Raw genomic sequence first — 12,494 nt, forward strand, 5'->3', positions numbered from 1 at the left:
TGTATCATGGTTATATAACCATTTTGGTTATATAAATAAAAAGTATACTTTGTAGGCAATACTAGTCTACTTATGAATATGAAAAAACACCCCAGAAAGCTCTGCAAAGCATTCTGAGGCTTTCGTTTAAAACCAATATGATTATACCAAAATGGTAATAAAAAGTCCACATGAAGCGAGATTTGGCTATGCTAAGGTTCTTATGACTTCTACACAGTTAAAGTCATAAAAATTGGCATTACTTACTTCTACCATTCGCCTAGTTTAGAGATTGTGAGACAAGAGCAAGGGCGCAAGCCGAAGGCAATGCGCCCGAAGCACGCAGTTCTCTCAATCTCTAATAAAAAGCTGGCGTTTCTAACAGCCAGCAAACCGATACACTTAAGACAACGTCCTAAGTAACGAGTCATTGGCAAAAATCAATAGTAGCAACTAATTACGCAGATTTTAAGTATAGAAAGGAGGCGTTACAGTTGAAAAATACCATTCAATCTCTACGAGAATATCAAAATCAAGTAGATTTATCAAAACTAGAAAAATCTATTTATATCAGCATTGACCGATTAACAGTAATCTTTGATAGTGAAAACCAATCACTTAGACGAATATTTCGTGAATTACGAAAATCACTCGATAATATAATTCAAGAATTTAGTATTCAAGAAAATCTAAAAGAAGACTATTTCACTCTATATAAAACAATAAACGAAGATAGTATAAATCTAATTTTCTTCCAACTATCGGATTATGGTGGTTATCAGGTCATACGCCTAGACTTCAACCCAAACTCACTAAAAGAATTTGAGGGGTTACAAGTGTGGAGGCAGATTATGAATTACGCTCGATTAAATCGATTAGAAATTAGACTGTCACGATTAGACCTTGCTTTTGATATCTTTAATAGGCCAGAAATAGTTTTTTTACAACATATCAAAGGAGGGGTTAGTCATAAAATATTCTACGGTAGAGGGGGAAATATAGAAAGTAAATACTGGGGTGCAAGTGGTAGCAACGTTCAAGTACGTTTGTATGATAAGAATATAGAGGTATTAAGTCATAAAAGAGCTGATAAATTAAATATAGAGAGTAAGCCTTTTTGGTGGCGATTAGAGTTCCAACTTCGGACAAAGGCTATAAATGAAGAAACCATTTCAGAGATTTCTAAACGATTGGAGAATTTTAGCTTTTTTAGTCTTTCAAGTGTTCCAGATGATAGCAAAGCATTTGCTTATATCTTTCTCCATGCACCAGCTCTTTTACCCGAATTATTTCCCTATCTAAAACCTAACACTATAAGAGTCAAAAAAACTAGGCTTAGAAAACACCTAAAAGCATTTGATAGTAACTCATTTTCTTTAGAGCTTCAAGATGCACTTAAAAAACAAACACCACGATTAAACAATGAATTAAAACAATTAATTGGTGAATTCATTGAACTTACTAGTAAAGGAGAAGATATTTTATGAACAATAAACACACTATGACAGTACAAGATATTATGGACTTAGGGTTCTCAAAATGGACTGCTTATAACATTTTACGACAAGCAAAACACATTATGGTTGAACGTGGTTTCGATTTCTATAACAATAAAGGGCTCGGAACTGTTCCCGTATCAGTTGTATCAGAAATTCTTGGATTGGAGGAACTTCATGTCAAAAACTAGATATACTGGTGTTACTAGAGACGATAAAACTGGGAAATATACTTATTATTTTAAAGCTGGAGTTGACCTAGCTACTGGTAAACCATATCAAGAACGCAGACGTGGTTTTCAAACCGCAAAAGAAGCCTTTGAGGCACGAACAAGAGCTTTAAATAAAGTGCATCAAAAAGGTGGAATTAAGCACACTCAGTGGACGTTTAAACAATTTATGGACGAAGTATTTATACCAAACTATTATGCTACTACAAGTCCAGATATTGAACGAAGACGTCAAATTATATTTGATGAATTTATTCAATATTTTGGTAAGAAAAAGCCTAGAGAAATTACAACTTATGATGTAATAAATTATAGAAATAGTTTATTAGAAAAATATTCAAATTCATACGCAAGAAACAAAATGACATTACTTAATCAAGTTTTGAAAACCGCAAAAAAGTATGGGTTAATTTTCCATGAAATACCTACAAGTAATATCAGTCCTATTCCAATAACAAAAAAACATATCGACTTTTGGACAAAAGATGAATTTCAAAAAGTAATACAATCCCTTGATAAAGAAAGTTATTTTGAGCATTTTATTTATACACTCCTTTGGCTTTATTATTTTACGGGAATGCGTGTAAATGAGGCGACTGCTCTTTATTGGGAGGATGTGGACTTTGAAAAGAAAACACTAGCAATCAATCACAACTTACAGTATATAAATCGTGAAAATTGGGAACGCCGTAACAAGCTAAAAACCGAAAGCTCTCGGCGTACTATTGGACTCGATGATAATACTCTAAAGGTTCTTAAGGAGTGGAAAGAAAGACAAGAAAAAGTCGATAAAATACCATTCATTCTGTCGCCCGACGGAGTTCCATATCGTAAACGTAGTATTAGAGACCAAATTTTAAAATACTCTAAACGTGCTGGTGTTAAATACATTCAACCAAAAGGTTTGAGACACTCCCACGCATCTTTGCTTATTAATGAATATAATGTAAATGCCCTATATATCCAAAGACGATTAGGCCATTCTGATGTCAAAACAACACTTAGCATTTATAGTCATTTATACCCCAACGCAGATACCGAATTAACTGATAAACTCAATCTCATATCAAATGATTTTATTGATTAAATCTACTTAGCTACCAAAAGAGCTACCAAAAAATATAAAAGTATCTAAAAAGCCTTATTTTAAAGGTCTTTTTTTGAATTTTTCCCACTATTTCTAATAGGGGGGTTACATTTGGCCAAAGTGCCACGTCCACCCCTCCTCATTCCTTGTGGGAGTTGGAATTTCAAGATTTAGAAAGTGTGTCACTTTGGTCCAAAAAGTGTGTCACTTAGTCAAAAGGAGGTGTGCCCATGAATGACTAAAATAAGTCCCTTTCAGATCAAAAACTTCAGAAAACAAACAGGCCTCAGCCAAAAATCCTTTGCACAGGCAGTTAACTTACCCATAAGAACTTACCGCTCCTATGAATCAGGGGAAAGAGGTCTCACCATTGACAAGTTCCGAGAACTCAAAGAAAAACTTGGTTACTATCAAGAGTGTCACAAAAACAATCTCAGGGCTCACATCGACTACTTGCGATTAACTTTCCCCAGTTTGCGAGATTTAGAAGCTTTCTGTGAGAACTTTCTTTTTTGTCACTTAAGCGAATTTACTGACCAAGAAACACGGCTTATGAATTATACCCACTTGTGGCAACGGGGAAACATTTGGATTTTCGATTTCTTTGATAAGTCTGCGACCAATAACTACCAAACGTGTCTCCAACTATCGGGTCAAGGCTGTCGGGAGATGGAACTCCTCCTAGAACACAAGGGGATTTCTTGGCAGACCTTTCTTCAGAATATTCTCTATGCCTACCAAGATGTCAGGGTAAAACGCCTTGATATCGCCCTAGACGAACTCTATAAAGGCTATGGGCACGAGGAGGAACACATCCAGATCCCCAAGCTCATTGATAAGCTCTATGCCAAAGAGATTGTACTAGATACTATCAAAAAATGGAATATCACTGGTGGAGGTTCCTTCACCGATAATGAGGACATGGAAGCCAATCACGGGCTTTCCCTATACTTTGGGAGCCGACAAAGTCAACTCTACTTCAACTTTTATGAAAAGCGATACGAAATCGCCCGTATGGAAAATATCTCCTTGGAAGAATCCTTGGAGATTTTTGGTATCTGGAACCGCTACGAACTACGCTTTTCAGACCAGAAAGCACAAGGCGTTGTGGAGGAATACATCAACGGTGTGGATCTCGGAGAAATTGCACGAGGTATCGTCAATAAGGAAATCCAAGTCTATGATGGTCTCACTCGTTTTGGAGCCTATAAGCCCGATGAAAAGTGGCAAGAACTCTTTGGAGGGGTTGAACCCCTAAAACTCTCAACCAGTCCACAACCCTACAGTATCGAACGGACCATTCGTTGGCTAACCTATCAAGTCGCAAATTCTCTTGCACTCGTTTCTGAAGCAGACAAAATCATGCAAACAGAGTACATGAAAATGATTCAAAATAGCGGTGAAATCACCGATCGTGGGGAAGCTATCTTAAGACTCCTCAAAACCAATAAACACTATGAACACTAGAAAGGAATTCCCTTATGGAATACAAAGTCGAAATCAACTCACTAAACAACTTTAAAGCCTGGTCTGGTGGCCTTAGTACCTTAAACACTGTCCGTGAACGTGGTGGCATAGATACCCTAACCACCATCTGTGAAGACCTCTTTTCAGGCAACACCCCTACCGACACTCAAATCAATGATTGGCTTTGGTTTGATACAGACTTTATTTACCAAGCACTAGGCTACGAGGATCTCCTAGAGGGCTAAGGCCATGCTTAAGAAAATCTATCAAGCAGACTTCCTCCTTCTTCCTGATCAGGAGTTTTGGAACATGTATATCCTCCTTAGGAAAGGGAAGGACTTCTACTATGAATGTGCTGGAAGATGTACCGAAAAGCCTCCAGATGATAGGGGCTTCTACGACTATGAACATGCCTGTTTCACCCTAGACGGTCAAGTTCTGAGTCTCAATAAACGGATGCGTCCCTCTCTCATTGCCTATATTCAACAGACCATCAAAAACAATCACGAAACTTTTAGAAAGGAAATTGATATGGCTACTAAAACGATGTTTGAAACAAAAGTTGGACAAGTTACCAACGAACTTGGAGAACTACTCAAAAAGAAAGACCACAAACAAGCTTGGACCAAGGCTGGAGAACTCAACGCTCTGCTCAAAAAAGAAGAAGCCAAAGACCTAAAGACTGAGTTAGTCGAACAATTGCATAATGAGTTACGAGGCTACTACTACATCAACAGTGAGATTGAAAAAGCCAATAAGCGCCTCTACGCTAAAGGGTCCAAACTCATTGAACTCGCTAGTCTCTAGAAGGAGGACCTATGATAAAAGCTAAACGTTACTTACTAAAAGCAAGGGAATACCTCTCAAATTTTAAAAAGGTGGAGAAGAAAGGAGGTCCACCAAAGTTAAAAGTCACTACGAAAAAGACCGTCAATATAGCTGTCATCGGGGGAATTGCTTTCCTCCTTTTTGTTGGTCTTATGGGTGCCATCCGTGCCATCACACTCTCAAATAAAGTGGGCAAACTACAAGCTCAAGTCGAAGCGACTCAAAAACAGAAGGCACAACCTATGGATGCTAATCGTAAGTATGACTACAAGCTCCAGTATTACCTCAATGACTATGTCTATGCCTACTTCACCCTCCCACAAGAAGGGGATAAACAACAAGCACAAGTCGAACACCTCAACAGTTTCTATAACTTCGTTCCAGACGTCAAAGCACAAGGTCAAGTGCGTAACCCAAGCACCCTACTTTACTCACAATTAGTCACGGTAGAAGGTAAGGTAGCTACCTACAAGGTTAAATACAAGGAAATCATCCAACATGACAAAGATACCGAGGAAAAAGAACTGGTAACGGGATTTAATATTCCCTTTGATGAGAAAGAAGGGAAATACTACATTTCTGGACTCCCTTGGTTCTCAGCAATTGACTCTTCACAAGCTGGACACTTTAGCGAAGACGACCAACTTCAACTCACAGCTAACGACCACGTCTCAGATAGCCAACACAAGAAGGTTGAAAAGTTCCTCAAGGTTTTCTTTACCAACTATACTACCAATCAAGATAACCTTAACCTTATTGCTAAGAACGTTCCTATTGTAGCCAATACCACCTTTAAAACGATTGACTACACCTATCTAAAAAAAGATGGGGCTGATTTCATCGCCTATGTCCAAGCAACCTTTGAGGTGGGAGGAACGACTCACACTGAAAACTTCACCTTCACACTCTCAGAAAAAGACAAGAGCTACTATGTCACAAAACTAGAACACACCATTCCTCTCAACTACGCAAACGATAAAGATTAGGAGAACTCTATGAATACAGACAATCTACGTACCTTCCTCCAAGGCGATGGGATTTGGATTCTCACCGCTATCGCTGTTTTGTTGGCTATTAAAGCTTGGCGAAACAGTTCTTGGCTTCAACTTTTCTCAGTCGTTGGTTTCTATGCCGTCATTGTCTCTATCGCAAAAGGACAAGATATCCTAAAAGTGGTCGGCTGGTTCCTACGACTCTTTGGTATTGATTCAGGACTATAAGCATGGCTGACGAAAGACTCTATGACTACAGTAAGGGCTTAAACGCCCCCTATTGGATCCAGGAAATCAAGACAAAAAAAGGGACTCGCCTTTGGTACTTTGCGACACCAATGCAATTATCCTTTTTCATTGTCTTTACCTTTGTTTTTGTAGCCATGTTGCTCTTTGGAGGATTCGTCCTGGTTCCTCTCGCAAAATTAACACACTCTATTTCACTACTGCTCTATTGGTACCTCCCCTATAAACTGGCTAAATTCTACACCGAATACGAGCCACACGGTAAGAAGATGCACGTTTTCATCGGGGACTACCTCATTTACTTCTGGGATTTCAAGCTCAATCAAAAAGCCATCTACCATGAAGACCGAATAGAGCCTGTAGAAGAAATTGTCTTTGAAAAAACAAATCTATAGAAAAGGAGGCCCTATGAGTATTACCTTAACCTATCCTATTAGGGAAACCCATGAAAATCTGGCCCTCAAAAAAGATCGAACGGTGGTGGCTTACTACCGTATCCCCAATACTCCCATCACCATTACAGATGAAGGGAAAAAGGACAAACATAAAATCACAGTTGCTCAGATGATGAAAAAGCTCCAGAAAAACAAGTTCTTTGAGATTTCACTCATTCCCAAAGACTATCTCTTAGAAGAGAAAATGAGGGACTTTTCAGAAGCACTGGCAGATGATAGCCGTGAACTAGGAGAAGAACTCCTTCTTTACACGGTCGACCGTCTCACGGATGAAATGGAAATTCCTTATCAGTTTGATTGGGTTGTAGGCGTGACCTTACGCAAGCAAAATCACGGGGCAACGGTGAAAGACTTGGCCTATGAGAGTTTTAACGACTTTTCAGAAAAAATCGCAAAAGGTCTTGGCTACGAATACGCATTGAGTCCCACCTGGTATGACGATTACAGAAGTGACGAATTCACTATTTTCCAAGCTTTTTCCGTCCTACGTGCTAAACGTCTGAGCAATGAAGAGCTCTTCTACTACCAGCGGATGCAATACCTCCGCTACATTCCCCACTACAAGAAGGAGGTCCTCGCTAATCGCTCCCAATTTAACATCACAGATACCCTAATTAAAGTCCTAAAAGGAGGCTTCCTCAAGCTCGAAAGTCCTTATGGGTCTTCCTTTGTGACCATTCTTCCTGTTGGAAAGTTTCCTGTGCAATTCAACGGCTTTCACCTAGGCGAATTCGTCCAACGCTTGAACTTTCCCGTAGAACTGCGTATCAAAGCAGAATTTATTGATACCAACAAAATCAAGGGGAGAATGGGACGTTCCAATACTCGTTATCGAAACATCATGGAAGAAGCTGAAAACACAGATACGGTCCAACAAGATGAAATCATTATGGGCTCTATCTCTTTAAAAGATTTGATGAAGAAAGTCGGAAACAAGGAAGATATCATCGAATATGGAGCCTATCTCATCGTCTCTGCTTCTAGTGTCAATCAACTTCGTCAAAGACGACAAGTAGTTCTCAACTATTTTGATGATATGGGTGTTGAAATCAGTGAAGCCTCTCAAGATGGTCCTTACCTCTTTCAAGCCCTACTCTACGGGGAAAACCTCCAAAAGAAAACACGCACTTGGACACATATGGTCACAGCACGTGGATTTTCAGAACTTATGCCCTTTACCAATACATCCTCAGGGAACCGTATCGGTTGGTATATCGGACGAGTGGATAACTGGACGGGACGTTGGGACTCTATCACTAAAGCCATTGATTCCTCTAAAAATATCGTCCTCTACAATGCCACAGTCGGTAATAAAGAAGACATCGCTGGAAAGATTACCAAGAACCCACATATCATTATTACGGGTGCGACAGGACAAGGGAAATCTTTCCTCGCTCAGATTATCTTTTTAAGTGTAGCTTTACAAAATGTCAAAACCCTCTATATTGACCCCAAACGAGAACTTAGAAATCACTATCAAGAAGTAATCAATTCCCCTGAATTTGCACGACGCTATCCTGAACGCAAAAAACAGATTGAACACTTTAACTTTGTGACACTAGATAGCTCACTGCCATCAAACCACGGAGTCCTAGATCCCATTGTAGTCCTTGATAAGGAACAAGCCGTAGAGGTCGCAAAGAACATGCTTGAATTTCTCCTACAAGCTGTCGATGACGTGACAATGGACCAGAAAACAGCCATCACAGAAGCCATCAATGCTATCGTGGAACGTCGAGTGGCTGGTGAAAACGTCGGGTTTAAGCATGTCCTAGAAGCCTTAAGGAACGCTTCCTCTTCTGAGATTTCCTCAGTTGGACGCTACCTGACGTCCATTGTGACAAACTCCATCTTGGAACTCGCTTTCTCAGATGGTAGTACACCAGGTCTTAACTATGAGTCCCGAGTCACTATCCTAGAAGTCAATAACCTCAAGCTCCCAAAAGATGACTCCACAAAGATTTCAGACCACGAACGAAACTCTATTGCCCTCATGTTTGCACTTGGAGCCTTTTGTACCCACTTTGGAGAACGCAATGAAAATGAAGATACCATCGAGTTCTTTGACGAAGCTTGGATTCTGATGAAGTCCGCAGAGGGAAAGGCCGTTATCAAAAATATGAGGCGTATTGGACGCTCCAAAAACAATACCTTGGCACTGATTACACAATCTGTACATGATGCAGAAAATGACGATGACACAACTGGTTTTGGAACCATCTTTGCCTTCTATGAAAAATCTGAACGTGAAGATATTCTCAGACACGTCAATCTCGAAGTCACTGAAAGTAACCTCGAATGGATTGATAATATGATTTCTGGTCAGTGCCTTTACTACGATGTCTACGGTAATCTCAATATGATTTCCGTCCACAATCTCTTTGAAGATATTGATATGCTTCTAAAACCTATGAAAGCAACGGTGTCTTCAAGTCTCGAAAATAAATACGCTAGTTAGGAGGTGAACCAATGCAAGAAGCTTTTGCCAAGCTAAAGGGTGTGGATATCTTCTCCCTAAAGTCCTACATGGAACCAACCAACTTTGGCTCCTTTAATGGCGCCTGGGTCCTAATTAATGAACTCTTCGTCAACCTCTTCTTTTTCATTCTCAATGCCGTCGTTGGCTTCTTTTCCCTCCTCATCCGCATCTTAGAAAAGATTGATCTCTACGCCACCTATAAAAACTATGTCTTTCATGGGGCAAGCAGTATTTGGCACGGATTTACGGGCTCTAATACTGGCAACATTACCAACAAATCACTTGTAGGCACCTTGCTTTTGGTTTTAGCTTTCTACCTGTTCTACCAATATTTCTTTTCAAAAGGCTCCTTTTCAAGAACACTCCTCCATGTCTGTCTAGTACTCCTATTAGCTCTGGGGTACTTTGGGACAGTCGCTGGAACCTCTGGTGGTCTCTATCTCCTTGATACCGTTAATAACGTCTCTAAAGACGTTACCAAAAAGATTGCAGGCATTAAGGTGGACTATGCTAAAGACAAGTCGATTAAAATTGGAAAATCGATGTCAGATAGTTACATTGCAGAAACGTCCTATAAAGCCTATGTCTTTGTCAATACTGGCCAAGAAAATGGAAAATACAAGAACAGCCAAGACGGGAAAGAAGAAACCTTTGACGATAGTAAAGTTCTTGGGACTAGTGATAAGAATGGAAACTTTAAGTCTGTCAAAGCGAAAGACCGTTCCAAGTATTTAGATGATTTAGGAGATGGTGCCAACGATGATGGTGAAAAGAACCGTTGGGTATCAGCCATGCCAGACTTCATCTTCACTCGGATGTTCTATGTGATTTTTAAAATTGTAGAAGCCTTTGTATTAGCCGTCCCCATTATTCTTATCCAGCTCTTAAATGTGGTAGCTCAAATCCTTGTCCTCACCATGATTCTACTGTTTCCAGTGGTTCTTCTCATGTCTTTCGTTCCAAGGATGCAAGAGTTGGTCTTTGGAGTACTTAAAGTTATGTTTGGGGGCTTGATTTTTCCAGCAATTACGACTCTCTTAACACTCCTTATTTTCTATATTGAAAAAATGATAGAAAACTTGGTCACAAATGGGTTTGATGGTGTTCTAAAAACCTTACCATCCCTTCTCTTATTTGGTCTTGTCTTTAAACTCTTAGTATCTGTAGTTTCTAAAGGTGTCATTTATTTCCTCATTTGGAGATTTAAAGGACAACTCCTCCAATTTATTCTTGGCTCCAAAGCTCGAATGGTTGCGACAGATATTGGCACTAAAGTTGAACATGGCGTCACAAAGACCAAGGAGGTTGCTTCACAAGTCCCAACACGAAGCCTTGCGACGGCTCAACACCTAGGAAACTTTGCATTGGCTGGTGCTGGTTTTGGGACTGGAGTAATGATGAATGCCAAGAGCCATTTCCAAAATGCAGGCTCCTTCTTCACACGTAAAGAACCAAGCCAACCAGAGACAGTCATGCCAGCTGGGCCAACAGAGGCTCCAATAACGCCAGAAGATCCAGAACCAATCATTCCTCCAACACAAACCCCACCTGATAACTTCAAGCCAATTGAAGAAGAGAGCCCAACACCTCCAAGTGACTCACCAATCATGTCAGAAGGAACACCTAGTTCAGAGGACGAATTCCAAACGCTCAGAGAAGAGTGGATGTCACCATTCAAACAACACCGTATCAATACCCTAGAACGTAGATTGGATGCTTACAAGGACCCTCAAGCCATGTATAAAGCCCAAGGTTCCAATGCCTTCACCCGTGCTTATCGAAAGACCCTGACACGAGACGATAAAATAAGAGCCAATATCGAGCGACGAGATCGTTTAACACAACGCCTAAACCAATTGAGAGGGGAATAGAATGAATACTAAAATACGCTCAAGAACAGCCTTTCCAAGAATACTTGAAGAGACACTTTTTAAAGCCTACCAAGAAGGGAAACGCTCCGTCGATTTCCTTCTTTTATTTCCAGTCTCAGAAAAAGACAAAGATCAGATCATTGCACAAACGAAAGCCCATTCCGTCGTCTTAGATGCCAAATGGCGCTTTGGGACTGTTCTATTTACAGCTTATATCAGACATTAAGGTGAAAGGAGAGCCAATGAAAAAACTAAAATGGTATCTATTATCTAGTCTTATTCCTCTCTTTTTTCCTGTCTTTATCATTATCATCATTATGGGAGCCGTCGGAGGAGGTAGCACTGGGGGCTCTTCCCAATCACTGAATGGGGCAACCTACACAGACCACTGGTCAAATGGAGATCCCTATACCCATAATTTACTCGTCCATCGCTATGGTATTAAACCAGAGCAATTGGACGGTTTTTTAGATACTTTAGGAATTTCCTATGACAAGAAACGCATCAATGGGAAAAAGCTCCTAGACTGGGAAGCTAAGTCTAATCTAGATGTTCGTGCTATTGTAGCGATTGCCTTAAATGAAAGCTCACTTGGAACAGCTGGAGTCGCTACTAATCCTGGTTCCAACATGTTTGGTTTTGGGGCATTTGACTCTAATCCAGAAAACGCCAATCATTTTAACGATGAAGTAGCCGTTGTTGGACTCACCAATCAGACCATCATTGGCAATAAAAATGAAACCTTCAAAGTCCAAGATGACAAAGCGCAAAAATTTGCGAGCGGTTCTCTCAATACGTCAACAGATGGTGGAGTCTACTTCACCGATACCTCTGGCTCAGGAAAGAGGCGTGCTGAAACCATGCAAAAACTCGATACTTATATTGATGAGCATGGTGGCACACCAAAAGCCCCTGAACAAACGACAGGAAAAACCAGAGACGGAGGCGGTGTTACAACTGGGGATGTCCCACAAGGCTATAGCCTCACCAAAGAAATCAATACCTCAAGCTATACAGGACTGTCTTATCCTTGGGGACAATGTACCTGGTTTGTCTATAACCGAGGAAAAGAGGTCGGTGTTAGCTTCGGCGAGTACATGGGAAATGGTGGTCAATGGATGAATGCCCCAGGTTACCAAACAACTCATACCCCTACCGAACACTCCGCACTATCTTTTAGCCCAGGACAAGCTGGAGCAGATCCAACCTATGGACACATTGCCTTTGTGGAACAAGTCAAATCAGATGGCTCCATTCTTATCTCTGAATCAAACATCAAAGGACTAGGAGTCGTTAGCTACCGCACTTTTGATGCAGAAACAGCAAAACAATTTACTTATGTTATTGGAAAATAGAAAGGTCAA

At 40.3% G+C, this 12,494-nt stretch carries 13 protein-coding genes; all 13 read left to right on the top strand.

The window, feature by feature from the left end; all coding sequences use genetic code 11:
- The first annotated feature begins 473 nt into the window (after positions 1-473).
- Positions 474-1,466 carry a replication initiation protein gene (locus H7U02_RS00920; protein ID WP_201042608.1) on the top strand — a complete coding sequence of 331 codons (993 nt, stop codon included), beginning with the start codon at positions 474-476 and terminating at the stop codon, positions 1,464-1,466.
- A complete protein-coding gene (locus H7U02_RS00925) occupies positions 1,463-1,666 on the top strand; it encodes a DUF3173 domain-containing protein (protein WP_061564366.1) in 204 nt (67 codons plus the stop codon). Before H7U02_RS00920 ends, H7U02_RS00925 begins: the two co-directional genes overlap by 4 nt.
- Positions 1,653-2,792 (top strand): tyrosine-type recombinase/integrase, encoded by a 1,140-nt coding sequence (locus H7U02_RS00930; RefSeq protein ID WP_061564367.1) that lies wholly within the window; start codon positions 1,653-1,655, stop codon positions 2,790-2,792. Before H7U02_RS00925 ends, H7U02_RS00930 begins: the two co-directional genes overlap by 14 nt.
- A 234-nt stretch (positions 2,793-3,026) precedes the next feature.
- On the top strand, positions 3,027-4,259 hold the full coding sequence (locus H7U02_RS00935; RefSeq protein ID WP_201042609.1) for a replication initiation factor domain-containing protein: 1,233 nt from the start codon (positions 3,027-3,029) through the stop codon (positions 4,257-4,259).
- A gap of 14 nt (positions 4,260-4,273) precedes the next feature.
- On the top strand, positions 4,274-4,504 hold the full coding sequence (locus tag H7U02_RS00940; protein ID WP_021144867.1) for a hypothetical protein: 231 nt from the start codon (positions 4,274-4,276) through the stop codon (positions 4,502-4,504).
- A gap of 4 nt (positions 4,505-4,508) precedes the next feature.
- Positions 4,509-5,066, top strand: coding sequence for a conjugal transfer protein (locus tag H7U02_RS00945; protein WP_104020566.1), 558 nt, complete (start codon positions 4,509-4,511; stop codon positions 5,064-5,066).
- Between the two features lie 11 nt (positions 5,067-5,077).
- Positions 5,078-6,073 (top strand): conjugal transfer protein, encoded by a 996-nt coding sequence (locus H7U02_RS00950; RefSeq protein WP_201042610.1) that lies wholly within the window; start codon positions 5,078-5,080, stop codon positions 6,071-6,073.
- Between the two features lie 9 nt (positions 6,074-6,082).
- Positions 6,083-6,307 carry a hypothetical protein gene (locus tag H7U02_RS00955; RefSeq protein WP_021144863.1) on the top strand — a complete coding sequence of 75 codons (225 nt, stop codon included), beginning with the start codon at positions 6,083-6,085 and terminating at the stop codon, positions 6,305-6,307.
- A gap of 2 nt (positions 6,308-6,309) precedes the next feature.
- A complete protein-coding gene (locus H7U02_RS00960) occupies positions 6,310-6,720 on the top strand; it encodes a conjugal transfer protein (protein ID WP_201042612.1) in 411 nt (136 codons plus the stop codon).
- Positions 6,721-6,733: 13 nt separating this feature from the next.
- Entirely contained in the window at positions 6,734-9,238 is a 2,505-nt protein-coding gene (locus H7U02_RS00965) for an ATP-binding protein (RefSeq protein WP_201042614.1), read from the top strand.
- An 11-nt stretch (positions 9,239-9,249) separates the two neighbouring features.
- Entirely contained in the window at positions 9,250-11,130 is a 1,881-nt protein-coding gene (locus H7U02_RS00970) for a conjugal transfer protein (RefSeq protein ID WP_201042616.1), read from the top strand.
- Between the two features lies 1 nt (position 11,131).
- Entirely contained in the window at positions 11,132-11,356 is a 225-nt protein-coding gene (locus tag H7U02_RS00975; RefSeq protein ID WP_183135895.1) for a hypothetical protein, read from the top strand.
- Between the two features lie 16 nt (positions 11,357-11,372).
- Positions 11,373-12,485, top strand: coding sequence for a CHAP domain-containing protein (locus tag H7U02_RS00980; protein ID WP_201042618.1), 1,113 nt, complete (start codon positions 11,373-11,375; stop codon positions 12,483-12,485).
- Positions 12,486-12,494 lie beyond the last annotated feature (9 nt).

Origin of the sequence: Streptococcus sp. 3.1, from assembly GCF_016648915.1 — a bacterium.
Classification (GTDB): Bacteria; Bacillota; Bacilli; order Lactobacillales; family Streptococcaceae; genus Streptococcus; species Streptococcus salivarius_E.

Bases quoted from the DNA above. Each gene is read 5' to 3' on its own strand.
- H7U02_RS00925 (WP_061564366.1), top strand. From the start codon at position 1,463: ATGAACAATAAACACACTATGACAGTACAAGATATTATGGACTTAGGG.
- H7U02_RS00930 (WP_061564367.1), top strand. From the start codon at position 1,653: ATGTCAAAAACTAGATATACTGGTGTTACTAGAGACGATAAAACTGGG.
- H7U02_RS00935 (WP_201042609.1), top strand. From the start codon at position 3,027: ATGACTAAAATAAGTCCCTTTCAGATCAAAAACTTCAGAAAACAAACA.
- H7U02_RS00940 (WP_021144867.1), top strand. From the start codon at position 4,274: ATGGAATACAAAGTCGAAATCAACTCACTAAACAACTTTAAAGCCTGG.
- H7U02_RS00945 (WP_104020566.1), top strand. From the start codon at position 4,509: ATGCTTAAGAAAATCTATCAAGCAGACTTCCTCCTTCTTCCTGATCAG.
- H7U02_RS00950 (WP_201042610.1), top strand. From the start codon at position 5,078: ATGATAAAAGCTAAACGTTACTTACTAAAAGCAAGGGAATACCTCTCA.
- H7U02_RS00955 (WP_021144863.1), top strand. From the start codon at position 6,083: ATGAATACAGACAATCTACGTACCTTCCTCCAAGGCGATGGGATTTGG.
- H7U02_RS00960 (WP_201042612.1), top strand. From the start codon at position 6,310: ATGGCTGACGAAAGACTCTATGACTACAGTAAGGGCTTAAACGCCCCC.
- H7U02_RS00965 (WP_201042614.1), top strand. From the start codon at position 6,734: ATGAGTATTACCTTAACCTATCCTATTAGGGAAACCCATGAAAATCTG.
- H7U02_RS00970 (WP_201042616.1), top strand. From the start codon at position 9,250: ATGCAAGAAGCTTTTGCCAAGCTAAAGGGTGTGGATATCTTCTCCCTA.
- H7U02_RS00975 (WP_183135895.1), top strand. From the start codon at position 11,132: ATGAATACTAAAATACGCTCAAGAACAGCCTTTCCAAGAATACTTGAA.
- H7U02_RS00980 (WP_201042618.1), top strand. From the start codon at position 11,373: ATGAAAAAACTAAAATGGTATCTATTATCTAGTCTTATTCCTCTCTTT.